Here is a 17,146-nt window from a genome sequence, read left to right as displayed (position 1 = left end):
CTCTCTTGAATAGCCGTCGTGTCGCGTCGCTGCGCCGAGGCGGCCGGAGGCGTCTCGCGACGCGCACCGTGGCTCCGACGGGCCCCCATGTCGTCCTCAATGGATCTCGTCGGCATGTCGGCCCTCTCTCGCTTTCCGCGCCTGATGCGCTTCCAGCCGAACGGCTGCGACCTTCTGGCGACCACCGCGCTCACGCTCGGGCTGGGCTGTCTCTGCGCCGGGCCGGCCCTGGCGCAGACGGCGAGCGGCGGGAACGCCACCGCGGTCGGCCCGAATTCGACGGCGAGCGGCCACGAGGCGGTCGCGGGCGGCTACAATGCGAACGCCCCGGGCGCGCGCTCCGTGGCGATCGGCTCCGGCGCGAACGCGGAATCGGCCACGACCAATCAGGGCATCATCAATTACCGCGACGGGTCCCGTGTCGGAAACAGGTCCGCCGGCACCGACGGCGACATCGCCACGGGCGCGAACGGCACGTCCACGCCCCCCAACGAGCCCAACGGCAGCGCGGGCGCGATCCCGACGGGCACGGCAATCGGCGCGAACGCGAAGGTCGGCAGCGGCGGCGGCGTCGCCGTCGGCATGAACAACACCGCCGGGATGACCGGCTTCAACTCGACCGCCATCGGCGTGGACAACGATGCCGCCGGCCGGTTCTCCACGGCGATCGGCTACGGCAACATCGCCAGCGGGCGCTCGACCCTGTCCTTCGGCACCAACAACCTCGCGCAGGGCGACAGCGCGATCGCGATGGGCCGCCAGTCCTACGCCATCGGCGATTTCTCGTTCGCGCAGGGCTTCGTGACGAGCGCCTACGGCACCGACGCCATCGCGCTCGGCAGCCTCGCTGTGGCGGGCGAAGCGAGCGGTACGCCGACGAAGGGCAACGTCGCCATCGGCGACCGCAGCACGGCGCTCGGCGGTTCGGCGGTCGCGCTGGGCAGCGGCGCCAGCGCGGGGAGCGCCGGGTCGGTGGCGATCGGCGCGGGCTCGGTCGCCTCGCGCGCCGTGGGCAACCGCAACGAGCTGTTCAGCGGCACCGGGCTCACGAGCGCCAACACCGAGTTCTCGGTCGGCTCCGTCGGCAGCGAGCGGCAGATCACCAACGTCGCGGGCGGTACCGCAGACACCGACGCCGTGAACGTGCGCCAGCTCCGTAGCGTCGGCGGCAGCCTCGCCACCACCATCGGCAGCAGCTTCGATCCCGTCACCGGCACCTACGCCCCCCCGGCCTATCGCTACGGCGGCGCCACCTTCGACACCGTGCCGGGCGTGATCCAGGCGATCGACGATTTCGGCCTGCGCTACGACCGGGACGGCAGCGGCAACCCCACCAACAGCATCGATCTCACCCGCGGCCGCACGGTCGGCGGCGGCGGGACCGTGGCGATCAGCGGGCTCAGCGCCGGAGCCGTGAACACGGCCTCGACCGACGCGATCAACGGCAGCCAGCTCTACGGGACGGCGAACAGCACCGCCGCCATGCTCGGCGGTAGTGCTTCGGTCAACGCCGACGGCACACTGAGCGCGCCGCGCTACACCGTTCAGGGAACGACCTATCGCAGCGTCGGCGAGGCCCTCGTGGGCACCGATCAGGCCATCTCCACTCACGCCTCCAACATCGCGACGAACACCACGAACCTGTCCGACCTGCGCCGCACCATCACCGACGGCACCATCGGCCTCGTCCAGCAGGATGCGGCGAGCCGGGCCCTGACCGTCGGCTCGGCCACCGACGGCACGCAGATCAACTTCGCCGGCACAGCCGGCCCCCGCCGCCTGTCGGGGCTGGCCGACGGCGTGGTCGATTCGGACGCCGCGACGCTGGGCCAGTTGCGGCTGAGCGGGGGCGCGCTGGCGAACGGCCTCGGCGGCGGCGCGTCCTACGATCCGGCGACCGGCACGCTGAGCGGGCCGACCTACAGCGTCGGCGGCAAGAGCTACGACAATGTCGGCGCGGCGCTCGCCGCCACCAACGGATTGGCGGTCCAGTACGTGCCGGACGCCAACGGCGAGGCGACGAACACGATCGACCTCGCCCGCGGCGGTCCTCGCGGTCCGGCGTCGCTGCGGGGCGTGGCGAACGGGCGGGTCGTCGCCGGCTCGACCGACGCGGTCAACGGGGGCCAGCTCTTCACCACCAATCAGGCGGTGGCGGCCAACGCCGGTAACATCGCGACGAACACCACGAACCTGACCGACCTGCGCCGCACCATCACGGACGGTACGATCGGTCTCGTCCAGCAGGACCCGACCAGCCGCACCGTCACCGTCGCCGCGGCGACGGGCGGGACGCAGGTGAACTTCGCCGGCACCGCGGGCAACCGCCGCCTGTCGGGGCTCGCCGACGGCGTCGCCGATTCGGACGCCGCGACGCTCGGCCAATTGCGGCTGAGCGGCGGCGCGCTGGCCAGCGGCTTCGGCGGCGGTGCGATCTACGATCCGGCGACAGGCACGCTGAGCGGGCCGCGCTACAGCGTCGGCGGCCAGAGCTACGACAATGTCGGCGCGGCGCTCGCCGCCACCAACGGGCTGTCGGTCCAGTACGTGCCGGACGCCAACGGCGCAGCGACCCGCACGGTCGATCTCGCTCGCGGCAATTCCGGCGGTGCGGTGGCCCTGCAGGGCGTGGCGAACGGGCGGCTCGCCGCCGGCTCGACCGATGCCGTCAACGGCGGCCAGCTCAACGACACCAACGCGGCCGTCGCCCAACTCTCGAGCGCGGTCGGCACGGGCAATCTCGGCCTCGTGCGCCAGGACGCGGCGAGCCGCGGGCTCACCGTCGGGGCCGGCACCGACGGCACGTCGGTCAGCTTCGCCAACGGCACCGGTCAGGCCCGCGTGCTCGGCGGCGTGGCGGCCGGCTCCGTCGCGGCGGGCAGCCTGGAGGCGGTCAACGGCAGCCAGCTCCGGGGCAGCGTGGCAAGCGTCGCCGCCGCCCTCGGCGGCGGGGCCAAGGTCGGTGCCGACGGCACGCTGAGCGCGCCCGCCTACACCGTGCAGGGCCGGAGCTACGGCAATGTCGGCGCCGCGCTCACCGCGACCGACCGCGCCGTGACGACCAACACGACGGCGATTGCCGGCAACACGGCCGCCATCGCCGCGGGCGCCACCCAGCTCGCCGCCCTGGAGACCGGCCTCGATGCCGGCACGGTCGGCCTGCTGCGCCGCGACCCCACCGACGGCAGCCTGACGATCGGCGCGCAGGCGAACGGCACGACCCTGAAACTCGCCAACAAGGACGGCCGGGGCCGCACGGTCAGCGGCGTCGCCGCGGGCCGGCTCGCGTCGGGCTCGACCGAGGCCGTCAACGGCGACCAGCTGTTCGAGACCAACAATGCGGTGGCGCGCCTCACGAGCGAGGTCGGCTCCGGCACCCTCGGCCTCGTACGCCAGGATCCGACGAGCCGCCTCATCACCGTCGGCGGCGCAACGGACGGTCGGATGGTGAGCCTCTCCAACGCGGCCGGTGACGCCCGGCAGCTGACCGGCCTCGCCGATGGGCGGGTCGCGGCTGGCAGCCGCGACGCCGTCAACGGTTCTCAGCTCGCAACGACGGCCGCCTCGACCGCCGCCGCGCTCGGGGGCGGTGCCAAGGTCGGCCCCGACGGCAAGCTCGGCGCGCCGGCCTACACCGTCCAGGGCCAGAGCTACGGCAATGTCGGCACGGCGCTCGCCGCCACCGACCGCGCGGTGAGCACCAACGCCGCCGGGCTGGCCGCGACCGGCGCCAAGGTCGCCGCGCTGACGACGGGCATCGACAAGGGCACGGTGGGGCTGGTGCGCCAGGACCAGACCGGCCGCGGCCTGACGATCGGTGCCGAGACCGACGGCACGACGCTGAGCCTCGCCAACAAGAGCGGCCAGGACCGCGTCGTCTCCGGCATCGCCGCCGGCAACCTCACGGCCAATTCGACGGAGGCGGTCAACGGCGCCCAGCTCAACGCCACCAACCAGACGATCAACAATCTGACCCAAGCCGTCACCCAAGGGACGGTCGGCCTCGTGCGCCAGGACGCCACCGGCCGCGGCCTCACCGTCGGCGCCGACACCGACGGCACCACGGTCGGCTTCGCCAACGGGACCGGTCAGGCCCGCACCCTGACCGGAATCGCCGACGGCCGGATCGCGGCGGGCAGCCGGGAGGCGGTCAACGGCGGTCAGCTCCAGGCTGGCCTCGCCGCGACCGCCGCGGCTCTCGGCGGCGGGGCCAAAGTCGGCGCCGACGGCAAGCTGATCGGCCCGAAATACGACGTGCAGGGCAAGACCTACGGCGATGTCGGCTCGGCGCTGAGCAACCTCGACGTGGCGGTCACCAACCTGACCAATTCGGGAAGCCGCTACGTCGCGGTCAAGAGCACCGGCAAGGCCGCGCAGGCGACCGGCGGCGACAGCGTCGCGATCGGCGGCGGAAGCCAAGCGCGCGCGGCGGGCGGGGTCGCCCTCGGCTCCGGCTCGGTCGCCGACCGGGCGGGCCTGCGCGGCGGCACGGAAGCCTTCTCGGGCACGCGCGTCGCCTCGACGGCGGGTGCCGTCTCGGTCGGCAGCGCGGGGGCCGAGCGCCAGATCACCCACGTGGCGGGCGGCACCGCCGACACGGACGCGGTCAACGTCCGCCAGCTCAAGTCGGCGGGCAACCAGTTGGCGACGGTGCTCGGCGGCGGGGCCGCGTTCGGTGCGGACGGGCGCCTGACGAAGCCGAGCTACGGCGTGAAGGGCAAGAGCTACGACAATGTTGGCGCCGCGCTCGGCGCGCTCGATACCTACGGGGTGACCTACGACGTCGATCCGGCGAGCGGCGGGCGCGGCCAGTCGCTGACGCTGTCGGGCGGCGATCCGAACAAGCCCGTGCTGATCCGCAACGTCGCCGACGGCGTCCTGGCGACCGACGCCGCCACCTTCGGGCAGGTGAGCCGGGCCAAGGCCGAGAGCATCGCCTACACCGATGCCAAGGCGATGGAGACGCTGAACGCCGCCACGGGCTACACTGACAAGCGGATCGCACCGCTGGAGGGCCAGATGGCGAGCTTCGGCAGCCAGCTTGCCGACCTCAACCGGCAGGTCGGCGACGTCCGCACCGAAGCGCGGCGCGGTGCGGCGATCGGGCTCGCGGCGGCGGCGCTGCGGTTCGACGACAGGCCGGGCAAGCTCAGCGTCGCGGCGGGCGGCGGCGTGTGGCGCGGCGAGTCGGCGGCCTCATTTGGCCTCGGCTATACCCTGCCCGACGGTTCGGCCCGCGTGAACGCCACCGGCGTGACGGCGGGGCGCGACTTCGGCATCGGCGCCGGCGCCAGCTTCACCCTGAACTGAGTCCCGTGACCCGGGTGCGCCCCATGGATCGAAGCCGACCGTCCCGAACCCTCGGGACGGTCGGCTTCGCCGTGGCGGCATCGTTGCTGGGGTCGATACCGGCGGCGGCGCAGCTTCGCGGCAGCCTTCCCGACGGCGAGGTCGCGGTCACGGACGCGCTTCCGCCGCGGGCGGGCTTCCGGCTCAAGCCGACCGAGGGGGCGCCGACCGATTCGGGCGTGCGGCGGGTGATCCAGACCTTCGCCGGCTGGACCCTGATCTGCGACGAGGCCAAGCGGACCCGCGTCTGCAACGTCTCGCAGACGATCCTCGACCACGACGGCGCCTTCGCCTTCAGCTGGTCGCTCGCCGCGACCTCGGGCGGCGAGCCGGTCTTCGTGGTGCGGGCGCCGGTGATGGATTTCCCCGCCCACACGGTGACGGTCGCGGTCGAATCGACCGAGACCGTGATCCGCCTCGACCGCTGCGACGCCCGCCTCTGCCTCGGCTTCCTGCCCCTCGACGCCGCCCTGGTGAAGGGGATCAAGAATCGCGGGAGCGCCGCGATCCGCTACCGGATCGCCGAGGGCGCCCGCCCGGTCACGTTCACGACCTCCCTCGACGGGCTGAAGGCCGCGATGGCGAGTCTGCGCTGATACCAATCGGCGATGATCGAGACTCACGTGGTTTCCTTTCGGTGGCGGTTCTGATTCGATGAGGCGAACCGGGAGGGTTTGCCATGTCAGCTGCCGTGCCGCTGCGGGATGACTTCAGCGCCGATGATCTGCCCGTTTGGCCCGAGAGAGCCGGGACGCGGGCCAGCGTCGTCGGTTGCTGACGCTGGCTGCGATCTACGACGGTGCCAGCCGCATGGACGCGGCCCGGATCGGGGCCGTGGGCCTGCAGACGTTGCGTGACGGGGCGCTGGCCTTCAACGCACAGGGGCCGGCAGGCCTGATCGACCGCAAGGCGCCCGGCAACCCGACCAAGCTGGACGCCGCGCAGCGGCGGGCGCTGGCGCATCGTCCTGGATATCGTATCCAGGACGATGCGCTACGTTCTTGTGCCGCATCGGCTTTTTCCGAAAGCCGGCGACCACCTTTCGTGCCGATGCTCTAGCCCAGGTCATCGAGGCTGGACCGGACCCGGATCGGGACGGCGTCGTGCGCTGGCGGTTGAAGGACCTGGCTGCCTGGATCCACGCGCGCTTCGGGGTCAGCCTGGACGAGAGCTCGCTCGGCCGCCTCGTCAAGCAGAGGGGCTTCCGCAAGCTGTCGGCCCGACCGCGCCACCACGAGCAGGATCCGGCCAGCCTGACGGCGTTCAAAAAAAATCTACCGTTCGCCGTGAGGACGATCCGGGCCGACTTGCCGCCCGGCACAGTCATCGAGCTGTGGTGGCAGGACGTCCTTCGAGAGCCTCAGGATGAGGGCCCGTGTCGGACAGAAAAACACGCTCCCGCGGCGCTGGGCCCGCAAGGGCAGTCGGCCCTGCGCTCCCAAGGATCGGCGCACGGGCTACGCCTACATCTTCGGGGCCATCTGCCCGGAGAAGGGCAACGGCGCAGGCCCTCATCCTGAGGCTCTCGAAGGGCGTCCTGCCGCGCTGCGACAGCGAGGCGATGAACCTGCACTTGGCCGAGATCAGCCGCAGCGTCGACTCGTGCGCCCACGCCGTGCTCATCCTCGACGGCGCGGGCTGGCACGGCGCCCACGACCTCGTCGTGCCCGACAACATCACCCTGCTGTCGCTGCCGCCCCGCGATGACGGTATGCGGTGGAGGAGTTCGGCCGGGAACGGCTGCCTTCAAACGATCAGACCGCGGCGCAACCCCTCGGCGACGGCCTGAGTGCGGGTGACGCAGCCGAGCTTGACCCGGGCCGAGCGGAGATGGAAGTCGGCGCCGTGCTGCGAGATGCCCATCAGCTCGCCGATCTCCCAATCGGTCTTGCCCTCGGCCGCCCATTGCAGGCTCTCGCGCTCCCGCGGCGTCAGGCCGATGCGGTGTTTCGTGGGGCCGCCGTCGATGAGCAGGGTCTGGCCGACGACGTAGGAAGCGAGCAGGGTCAGCACCCCGCGCTGGGCCGGGCCGATCTCCAGGCGCGGGCCGGCGAAGGTCAGGCCGCCGCGCTCCTCCTCCAGGGTGGCGAGCGGCACGGTGAAGCCGTCGCCGAGGCCGAACTCGCGCGCCTCGCCCATGAGCCGGCGCGCCTGCGGATCGAGCGTGTCCGCGCCCCCGACCTCGCCCCAGGCGAAGCCGGTCGTGCTGCGCAAAGTCGCCTGCACGATCGGGTCCTGGTACATGTAGCCCTTGGAGAAGTAGAGCTTTCGCCATTCCTCGGAGGTGTTCTCGAGGATGACGAAGTTCTTCTGCGCCCGGGCCGGCAGACGGTTCTGAGGGATCATCGCCGAGATGATGTATTCGATGCCGAAGCCACTCAGGCGCGGCATCAGGGCCCGCAGAATATCCTCACGGGAATGCGCCCGGTCGAGCGACTTGAGGATGTCCAACGTCAGGTCGAGTGATTTTCTGGACATGGCTTCGGGCAATCGAACGAAAATAATGCCGTTTCATCAGGATAGGTCGCGGCTGACCGGCTGGGAAGATCAGGGGAAATTTTCTTTCAGGTTGCCGCATGAGCGCGCATGAGACTGCGCGCGAGCGGGACGGTTCCGGCATGCCCCGGACGATGCTCCGCGGCAAGACGCGGGCGCTGCTGAGCCGGCGCTGCGAACGGCGCTTCTGCGTCGGTCGATGATGGATCGGACGAGTACGCGTTGCGCGACCGGCCGCCTCAGCCCTTCCAGTTCTTCAGCGCCCCGAACGGGCTCGCCGACGGATCGGGGGCAGGGGGGTTGAGCACCGGCTCGACCTGGGCGAGGGCGTCGGCCAGCGAATGGGCGCTGCCCTGCGGAAGCTTGCCGCCCGCCGCGTCGCGGTGGCCGCCGCCGCGGAAGGCGCGGGCGCCGTCGAGCGCGGTGCCGTCGATGGAGCGGAACGAGAGCGTGCCGGTCCGTTGGACGTTGACGACGCGCTTGGCCCGGCCCGTCTCCATCACGAGGTCGGAGACCCGTTGGAACGTGCCGGAATCGAGCCCGAACGAGAGCAGCGTGCCGTCCGAGAGCGGGTGGAACATCGTGTCCGAGCGGGCGAGCATGCGGGCGAGCCGCATGCGGGTGGTCAGCGCCGGGTCGTCGCCGGGCTCGTCGGCCATCAGAGCATCGACGATGGCGGCCCGCAGGCCGCCCGCGCGCCGCTCCAGTTCGGCCGCGGTCGCGCCGTCCGCGAGGCAGCGCGCCGCCGCGAGCAGCAGGTCGGACAGGAAGCGGTCGTGCCGGGGGTGGCTCACCGGCACCAGCGGCGAGACGCTGTCCCAGAAAATCTCGTCGAGGGCGAGCCCGCCGGTGAAGGCCGGGTTGGTCTTCTGCCAGAGGTCGAGCGCCTCCACCGCCTCGATCAAGGTGACGAGTTCGGCCGGTCCTTCCGCGCCCCCGGGGGCGTAGAGGGCACGCTGATCGAAGGTCATCCGCGTGGCGCAATGCGCCTCGTCGATGAGGACGAACACGGCCGGATCGCCGAGATCGGTGCGGATCAGGCCCGGACGCTCCGGATCGGGGGCGGGCTCCAGCCCCTGGCGGCGGAGCTGGTCGAGGGAGGAAGCGTGGTGGTCGAGCACCACGAGGCGGTGGCGCGTGCCCTCGTCGCGGTTGCGGTTCATCGCGGCGAAGCGCCGGAAGAAGGCGATGGCCGGTTCCTCCAGCCCGAGATCGGTCATCAGCAGCGTCTCGGGCGCGGTCGCCTTGCGCAGGCGCTTCAGCTCGTCCTCGACCACCGGGCCGACATCGCTGTAGCGGGCGACGTGCACCACACGCTGCACGGGTGCGAGGCTCGCCGCGACGGTGGAGGCGCCGTAGCCGTCGAGGTCGTTGTGGGTGATCTGGACGAGAGTCATGCGGCTTCCATAAGCGCGCCGGGGCGCGAAGGCCACGGCGATAAGGCACGCGGCTTGCCATTGAGGCCCCGGCAGGCAACACGCTTCCGCAACCTTAACACCGGGTTCAGGCGTTGAGGGCTATCCGCGGCCAATTCGACTTCGAACCGGCGAGGGCATGACGCATCCGACCGACCTCACCCGCCATGCCCGCTCCGATCTGCGGACGGGCCTGAGCCGCCGCGGGCTGATCGGCGCCGCCGCGACCGGCGCTGCCGCGGCCCTGTTGCCCGGAGGCGCCCTGGCGCAGGAGGCGGCCCCGGCGCTGCCGGCGGCGGGTTCGCCGTTCTCCGACGCGACGGTGCCGGACCTCGCCCGCGCCTACGGCAACCGCCCCTTCGCCGCGCTCGCCACCGACGATGTGCCGGAGAGCCTGAAATCGCTGTCGCGGGAGCAGTACGAGGCGATCCGCATCCGCCCGAACGAACTGATCTGGGGCGGCGAGCCGCACGGCTTCGCCCTGGAGCCGCTGGTGCGCGGCTTCTACTACACCGACCGGGTCGCGCTGTTCCTCGTCGAGGACGGCGTGGTGCGCCCGGTCTCCTACGATCCGGCCGGCTACGACAGCGGCGGCGCCTCCCTGCCCGAGGCCACCAAGGGGACGGGAACCACGCCCGGCTTTTCGGGCCTGCGCATCCGCGCCAAGATCGGCGAGGCGCATCAGGATTTCGCGATCCTTCAAGGCGCCTGCTTCTTCCGCCTCGCGGGCCGCGACCAGATTTTCGGCGTCAACGGCCGCGCCCTGATCCTGCGCCCGGCCGATTCCCGCGGCGAGGAATTCCCGCGCTGGCGGGCCCTGTTCGTCGAGCGCCCCAAGGCGCCGGGGGCGCCGCTGGTGATCCATGCGCTGATCGATTCCGAATCGCTCGCCGCCGCCTTCCGCCTGGAGATGACGCCCGGCGACACCGCGTCCGTCGCGGTCACCGCCACGCTGGTGACGCGCAAGCCGGTGGAGCATCTGGGCCTCGGCGGCATGCAGGCGCCGTTCCTGTTCGGCCCGCACGACCGGCGCGGGTCCGACGACGCCCGCGCCGCGGTCTACGCCGCGGAAGGGCTGCAGATCCGCAACGGCGGCGGCGAGGCGATCTGGCGCCCGGTGCGCAACCCCGAGACGCTGCAGATCTCGAGTTTCGTCGATACCGGGCCGAAGGGATTCGGATTCGTCCAGCGCGACCGCAGGTTCGAGACGTTTCAAGACGATGCGCATCCGTGGGAGCGCGCCCCCTCGCTCTGGGTCGAGCCCGGCGAGGCGACCGGCGTCGAGGGCCTGTGGGGCGAGGGCACCGTGACCCTCATCGAGATCCCGAGCGACGCCGAGATCAACGAGAACGTGATCGCCTATTGGCGCCCGAAGGCAGCGGTGCCGGCGGGCACGGAAGTGCGCCTCGGCTACCGCCAGGCCTGGGGCCGCGAGCCGGAGATCGGCCCGATCGCCCGGGTCAGCAGCACCCGCAGCGGGCGCGGCGGCAGCGACCAGCGCCGGCTGTTCCTCGTCGACTTCACCGGCGACATCCTGTTCACCCCCGAGGGCCGGGCGGTGCCGCTGGAGACGGTGCTGATCGCCGGCCCCGGCAAAATCGTCGAGGGCGCGACCCGCTGGTACGTGCGCCCCGAGCGGCGCACCGTCCGCGTCGCGTTCGAACTCGATCCCGCGGGCGCCAAGGGCAGCGAGATGCGCCTCGCGCTCAAGACGGAAGGCCGCCAGATCACCGAGACGTGGCTGTATCGCTGGACGCCGTGAGCGTTCGGCGCCGCGCGCCCTAATTTTTTGGACGAAGCGCCCGCTGCGCTGCCGGGCGGCGCCGAGCGGGTGTTTCGTGAGACCTGCCGAGCGCCGGTCCGACCGGAGAGACGATGTCACAGACTGCCCAGATCGCCCGGGATGTCGCGCCAGCGCCCGCACCCGCTCCCGCGATGCCCCCGCGGGCGCCGCTCGCCATGCCGGTGCAGGACCTGCGCACGGCGCAAAAGCCCGCCCGGCGCGGCGGGGGCGGGCCGCTCGCCGCCCGGCTGTTCGTGTTCGGCGGTGCCCTGCTGCTCACGGCCTACGGCGCGTGGCAGATGTACGAGGTGATCTCGGTCTCCGGCGGGGCGACGTGGCTGCAGTACGTGCTGCTGGTGCTGTTCGTCCTGAACTTTTCCTGGATCGCGCTCGCCTTCACCGGCGCGCTCGTCGGCTTCGTTGCCCTGCTGCGCTCCGGCGCTGCCGGGCCGATGCCGACGCGACTGACCACCCGCACCGCGGTCGTCATGCCGGTCTACAACGAGGGCAGCGCGCGGGTCTTCGCCGGGCTCCAGGCGATGCACGAATCGGTGGCCGCGACCGGATTGGGCGCGCATTACGAATGGTTCGTCCTCTCGGATTCGACGCAAGCAGACGCCTGGGTCGCCGAGGAGCGCGCGTTCCGGCAACTCCGTGAAGAGCTGGGGCCGGACGCCCGCCTCTACTATCGCCATCGCGAAAAGAATCACCACCGCAAGGCCGGCAACATCGCCGGCTTCGTCACGGGCTGGGGTGCAGCCTACGACCACATGCTGGTGCTCGATGCCGACAGTCTGCTCACCGGCGAGTGCATCGTGCGCCTCACCGCGGCGATGGAGGCCGACCCCGACGCCGGCATCGTCCAGAGCCTGCCGCTCATCATCAACCGCAACACCCTGTTCGCCCGGCTCCAGCAATTCGCCGCGCGCATCTACGGGCCGGTCATCGCCACCGGGCTCTCGGTCTGGTCGGGGCGCGACGGCAATTACTGGGGCCACAACGCGATCATCCGCATGCAGGCCTTCGCCGAGGCCGCGGGCCTGCCCGACCTCAAGGGCAGCCCGCCCTTCGGCGGCCACATCCTCAGCCACGATTTCGTCGAGGCGGCGCTGATCCGGCGCGCCGGCTGGGGCGTCACCATGCTGCCGCGGCTCGCCGGCTCCTACGAGGAGAGCCCGCCCTCGCTGATCGATCTTTCCGTGCGCGACCGGCGCTGGGCGCAAGGGAACCTCCAGCACGCCCGCGTCATCGGCGCGACGGGGCTCGCTCCGGCCTCGCGCCAGCACTTCGCCACGGGCATCGCCGGCTACGTCGCCTCGCCGCTGTGGCTGGCGCAGCTCGTGATCGGCCTGATCATCGTGCTCCAGACCGCCTGGGTCCGCCCCGAGTATTTTAGCGCCGAGTTCGGCCTCTACCCGGTCTGGCCGCGCTTCGATCCGGTGCGCGCGCTCCAGCTCTTCGCGCTGACCATGGGCATCCTCCTCGCCCCGAAGTTTCTGGGGCTGATCCTGGCGCTGATGGACGGCCGCGCGCGGCAGGCGAGCGGCGGCGCCGGGCGCCTGACGCTCTCGTTCCTCATCGAAATCCTGCTCTCGGCGCTGATCGCGCCGATCGCGATGGTGGTGCAGTCGGGCGCGGTGTTCCAGATCCTGGCCGGACGCGACACCGGCTGGAACCCGCAGCGGCGCGACGACGGCTCGATCCCGCTCTCGGACATCGTCCGCCGCCACCACTGGCACACGGCCCTCGGGGTCGTCACCGGCATCGGCGCCTTCGCCATCGCGACCTCGCTGTTCCTGTGGATGTCGCCGACGATCCTCGGCCTCGTGCTGGCGATCCCGCTCTCCTGGGCGAGCGGCCAGCTCGCGCTCGGCCTCGCGCTCAAGCGGCGCGGCCTGCTCGTCACGCCCGAAGAGGAGACGCCGCCGCCGATCGCGCTCCGCGCAGGCGAACTCGCCGCCCGCAACGCCGCCCGCGGCTTCGACGACGCGGATGCGCTCGCCGCGCTCCACGCCGACCCGAATCTCGCCCGCGACCACGCCGCGATGCTGCCCGAGGGCCGCTCGCGCCCCCGCGGCCAGATCGACCCCGACCACACGCTCGCGCGCGCCAAGATCGTCGAGGCCGAGACCCTGCCCGAGGCGCAAGGCTGGCTCTCCCCCAAGGAGCGCTTCGCCCTGCTCCACGACCGCGCGTTGCTCGACCAGCTCACCCGCCTGCGCCCGGCCTGAGCGACAAGCGTTGCGCTGCCCCGGCCGTCGCCCTAGACAGGGAGCGGTCGCGGATGCGGCCTCGGAAGGGTGGCCGAGTGGTTTAAGGCAGCGGTCTTGAAAACCGCCGTGGGGGCAACTCCACCGTGGGTTCGAATCCCACCCCTTCCGCCACTTGATTGACCCAAGCGCTTGGAAACGCTACGGTTTTCCTAATAGAGACCAGCAGTCACCCACAGTCTAGCCCACATTTCGAATCGGCTTGTATCGGTCGGTTTCGGACGACCATGGACCATGCTCACGCCGTCGAGAGGGGCGACGAGAGAACGGCTCCTGAGTCCGCGCTCGGGAGTAGGCCAGGATGTTGGGCTCAGCCTTATCCAACAGAGCGGCAAGCTTACACAGCAGCAGGTGGGACCGACTGACTTTCGATTATCCATCGTACTCAAGGGAGGTTTGGTAGGTCTCGCCAACGTCCCAGTGCCCCCGCCCGGCAACCGGGGACAACCTTCGGCCCTGTGGGGGAGCTGACGACGCGTAACGCCGAGAAAGCCCGCCACGTCGGCCGTTTTGCCCAGAATCGACAGTTCCTTAATTCGAATTGTTGTCGGTCGTGTCGGACATGCTCACTCCTCCGGCTGATCGGGACCGGCAAACTGGCGGGTCAGGGTCAGCGAGAGGTTGAGGCGATCCGCCGGATAACGGTCGGCGCAATCGGCAGGGCAGGCGAATGAACGGGCTCCGGTGGTGGATCGCTGCGATGGTCGTCGGGGTTCCGTTCGGTCTGGCAGCGGTCCGATCGGCAGCCGGACGGCGTACGCGCCAGGGGCGCCAAGGGCGCCTCGCAGCGAGACGCGACTGCGTCGGCGGCATCACCGTGCATGCCCGCGTTTCGGTCGGCCCCGTCCCGGATGACCGCGTGCCGGTGATCCTGGTTCACGGGCTCGGGATGTCGAGCCGCTACATGATCCCGCTGGCAGGGCATCTCGCCCCTCACCTGCGGGTCTACGCACCCGACCTGCCCGGCTTCGGCCTGAGCGACAAGCCGTCTCGGGCGCTCACGGTTCGCCAGTTGGCCGATGCGCTGGCGGCCTGGATGCACAAGGTCGGCCTGCAGCGCGCAGCCTTTGTCGGCAATTCGCTCGGCTGCGAGGTGTTGGTGGAACTGGCCGTCGTTCACCCGCATCTCGTCGATCGCCTGGTCCTGCAGGGGCCTACGCCGGACCCGGAGGCGCGTGGCATCGCCCGGCAAGTCGTGGGCTTCTTCCTCATCGCGCCCTTCGAGCGCTGGTCGCTCGCCTGGGTCGCGCTGACGGATTATGCCCGCTCCGGGATCCGGCGCTACCTCCAGACCCTGAGGAGCATGATCGACAACCATATCGGAGAGAAGGCGCTCCGGGTCTCCCAGCCGACGCTCGTGGTCTGGGGCACGCGCGATGCCATCGTCCCCTACGCGTTCGTGACGAGCCTTGCCGCCTCTCTGCCTCGGGGGACTCTTGCCGTCATCCCCGGCGCAGCCCACGGAATCAATTACTCGCATCCGGAGGCGTTTACGGCTGCCTTGCTGCCATTTCTTCTGGCCCCGCAAGAGAGGCCCTCGGTTGAAGACCGATCCATGAAGGCCGACGCAGATTGAGATGCTTCGGCCGGGTCCGACACGCTCCAAAGACGACTATCCGCCGACACTCCGTCGGCCGCGCGGCCCAGCGGGTGCGGGTGTGTTGTCACGGTTCTCATCGAGGAGCTTGCGCCAGCGGATGAGGCGCACGGGGTCGAGTCGGCCGTCGGCGACGGCGGCTTGCACGGCGCAGCCGGGCTCGTGCGCGTGCGTGCAGTCGCGGAACCGGCACGAGGGCGCGAGTTCGGTGATCTCGGCAAACAGCGTCGCGATCCCGTCCCCGGCGTCGCTGACGTGCAGCGTCCGCATCCCCGGCGTGTCGATCACCCAGCCGCCCCCTGCGATGGCGTGGAGCGAACGCGACGTCGTGGTGTGGCGTCCCTTGGCGTCGTGCTCGCGAATGCCTCCGGTTTCCTGGGGAAGCGCCTGCCCCGGACCGGCGAGCGTGTTCACCAGGGTCGATTTGCCGACGCCCGATGAGCCGACCAGCGCCACGGTTTGCCCCATCCCGCACCACGGGGCCAAGGTCGCTGCCGCCGCCGGCAGCCGGGGATTGACGGTCACGACATCGAGCCCGCGCTGCAACGCGGCAGCCTGACGGCGGTAGGCGTCCCCGTCGGCCGCCATGTCGGCCTTGGTGAGCAGGATCACCGGGTTGGCGCCGCCCTGGTTGGCCAGAGCCAGATAGCGCTCCAGGCGCGCCTGATTGAAATCGGCGTTGCAGGAGCTGACGATGAACAGCGTATCGACATTGGCTGCGACGGGCTGCAGGACCCGGCTGCCTTCGGGGCGTCGCTCCAGGACCGTCCTTCGGTTCAGACGGCGGTGGAGCATCAGGGTCTGGGGGTGAGCCAGAACCCAATCGCCCACGGCGAAATCACTGGTGTTGGTATGAACCGGAAGCGTCAGCTCGACCGATCCCGCCTCCGACAGCCCGGTCAGGCGTGAGCGGTGAACCGTGGCGATCCGCACGGGCACGAGATCCGCCTCGTGCGGTTCGCGCTGTTCTTCGAAGAAGTCGAGCCAGCCGAGGCTCGCAAGCGGCGCAGGCGGGGGGAGGTCGGGATGATCGGTCACCGGCCTGCACATGACACGGCACCGGTCGCGTGACCAGCGGCGCGTAGGGGCGTGCCGTTGAGACGCGATCGGCAGCCCCTTCACCCAGACCTCGCCCCATGACGGCTCGGAGGTCTCCTTCGAGGCGGACTTCAGGCGACCTGCAGCCTTCGGACGCGGGCGAATCCGACTAGCCTTCGTGCGTCCTCATCCCACAGTGCGAGGTTCAGGCAACCCAGGCTTTCGCGCAGCGTCAGGCGGCCGACGCGGCCGAGGATTGCAGGCGGTAGTTCGGAATGCGGCTGTTCAGATGGTGGACGTGGTGCAGGCCGACATTGCCGGTGAACCATTGCAGGACGCGCGGCAGGACGTAGTACGAACTGCCGCCCAGCGCCGCGCGGTGGAAGTCCCAGGCATCGGCCTCCTCCCAGACGGTCTCCTCGTACTGGTGCTGGACGTAGAACAGCCAGCCCCCGATCCAGGCAGCGACGCTGATCACCGGCAGGAATACCCAGAGCACCGGCCCGACGCCGCCGGCCGCGAGCGCGAGAAGCGCCAGGCCGGCGAGCAGCATCGCATCGAGCGCCAGCACCTCGCGCCACGCCGTCCGCCACGGAATCCCGACGCCGGAGGGCAGCCGCTGCAGCAGGAGGAAGTTGAGCGGAGAGCCGATCACGATCAGGATGAACGGGTTGCGGTAGAGGCGATAGCGGAGCCGACTCATACGCGGCAGGGCGAGGTACTCGCGCACGGTCAACGTATGGATGTCCCCGGTGCCGCGGCGGCTGAGATCGCCGGTGGAGGCATGGTGCAGGGCGTGGGCCCGCTTCCAGCCGTCGTAGGGCGTCACCGTCAGAAGGCTCAAGGCACGGCCGAGCCAGTCGTTGCCGCGGCGTGAGGGCAGGAACGAGCCGTGCCCGCAATCGTGCTGGATGATGAAGAGCCGGACCAACAGCCCGCCCGCCGGCACGGCGAGCGGCAGGGCCAGCAGCGCGTAGCCGTTCGCCGCCATGCCGAGCATCAGCGCGCACAGGATCAGGTACGGCAGCAGGGTGTCGGCGACTTGCCGCACAGCCAGCCTGCGTATCGGCTCGCGGAACGCGGCGCAGTGTCGAGCCACGTCCCGCGCGAGCTGCGCCGGATCGGGTCGCGATGCCGCGTCGGCGAGCCTGGACGTCGCGGGCGCGTTCGGGGTCGCTCCGGTCACGATGGTCGATGA

Annotated in this window: 8 protein-coding genes, 1 tRNA gene and 2 pseudogenes; 7 read left to right on the top strand and 4 right to left on the bottom strand. The window is 71.0% G+C overall.

What is annotated here, in order from left to right:
- Positions 1-114: 114 nt before the first annotated feature.
- The 3 genes and pseudogenes from ASG52_RS08095 to ASG52_RS28745 all read left to right on the top strand — a co-directional run bounded on the left by ASG52_RS08095 (position 115) and on the right by ASG52_RS28745 (position 7,138).
- The gene (locus ASG52_RS08095; protein ID WP_162249983.1) at positions 115-5,310 is read left to right on the top strand and encodes a hypothetical protein; all 5,196 of its coding nucleotides are present in this window, start codon (positions 115-117) and stop codon (positions 5,308-5,310) included.
- Between the two features lie 71 nt (positions 5,311-5,381).
- Complete coding sequence (locus ASG52_RS08090) at positions 5,382-5,945, top strand: invasion associated locus B family protein (RefSeq protein WP_162249982.1); 564 nt, start codon at positions 5,382-5,384, stop codon at positions 5,943-5,945.
- An 83-nt stretch (positions 5,946-6,028) separates the two neighbouring features.
- Positions 6,029-7,138 (top strand): annotated as a pseudogene (locus ASG52_RS28745) (IS630 family transposase).
- Here the strand turns inward: ASG52_RS28745 and ASG52_RS08070 are convergent.
- Both ASG52_RS08070 and ASG52_RS08065 read right to left on the bottom strand, forming a co-directional pair.
- Positions 7,096-7,827 (bottom strand): LuxR family transcriptional regulator, encoded by a 732-nt coding sequence (locus tag ASG52_RS08070; RefSeq protein WP_056241436.1) that lies wholly within the window; start codon positions 7,825-7,827, stop codon positions 7,096-7,098. The pseudogene ASG52_RS28745 and the gene ASG52_RS08070 overlap by 43 nt on opposite strands.
- A 257-nt stretch (positions 7,828-8,084) precedes the next feature.
- Complete coding sequence (locus ASG52_RS08065) at positions 8,085-9,242, bottom strand: dimethylmenaquinone methyltransferase (protein WP_056241435.1); 1,158 nt, start codon at positions 9,240-9,242, stop codon at positions 8,085-8,087.
- A 157-nt stretch (positions 9,243-9,399) separates the two neighbouring features.
- Here ASG52_RS08065 and ASG52_RS08060 point away from each other — a divergent pair, with 157 nt between their 5' ends.
- The 4 genes from ASG52_RS08060 to ASG52_RS08045 all read left to right on the top strand — a co-directional run bounded on the left by ASG52_RS08060 (position 9,400) and on the right by ASG52_RS08045 (position 14,889).
- Positions 9,400-11,022 (top strand): glucan biosynthesis protein D, encoded by a 1,623-nt coding sequence (locus tag ASG52_RS08060; protein ID WP_056241432.1) that lies wholly within the window; start codon positions 9,400-9,402, stop codon positions 11,020-11,022.
- Positions 11,023-11,135: 113 nt separating this feature from the next.
- Positions 11,136-13,274, top strand: a complete 2,139-nt coding sequence (gene mdoH / locus ASG52_RS08055; protein ID WP_056241429.1) for a glucans biosynthesis glucosyltransferase MdoH — start codon at positions 11,136-11,138, stop codon at positions 13,272-13,274.
- A gap of 63 nt (positions 13,275-13,337) precedes the next feature.
- Positions 13,338-13,427 (top strand) — tRNA-Ser (locus tag ASG52_RS08050).
- Between the two features lie 745 nt (positions 13,428-14,172).
- The gene (locus tag ASG52_RS08045) at positions 14,173-14,889 is read left to right on the top strand and encodes an alpha/beta fold hydrolase (RefSeq protein WP_286158983.1); all 717 of its coding nucleotides are present in this window, start codon (positions 14,173-14,175) and stop codon (positions 14,887-14,889) included.
- A gap of 36 nt (positions 14,890-14,925) precedes the next feature.
- Here the strand turns inward: ASG52_RS08045 and rsgA are convergent, their stop codons facing one another.
- Both rsgA and ASG52_RS08035 read right to left on the bottom strand, forming a co-directional pair.
- On the bottom strand, positions 14,926-15,960 hold the full coding sequence (gene rsgA / locus ASG52_RS08040; protein WP_056241420.1) for a ribosome small subunit-dependent GTPase A: 1,035 nt from the start codon (positions 15,958-15,960) through the stop codon (positions 14,926-14,928).
- A 119-nt stretch (positions 15,961-16,079) separates the two neighbouring features.
- Positions 16,080-17,134, bottom strand: a pseudogene (locus ASG52_RS08035) (fatty acid desaturase).
- Between the last annotated feature and the right edge of the window lie 12 nt (positions 17,135-17,146).

It is taken from the genome of Methylobacterium sp. Leaf456 (assembly GCF_001425465.1).
In the GTDB taxonomy this organism is placed as follows: Bacteria; Pseudomonadota; Alphaproteobacteria; order Rhizobiales; family Beijerinckiaceae; genus Methylobacterium.
The sequence above is the reverse complement of the archived record's forward strand: the minus strand, read 5'-3'. Positions and strand labels throughout refer to the sequence as shown.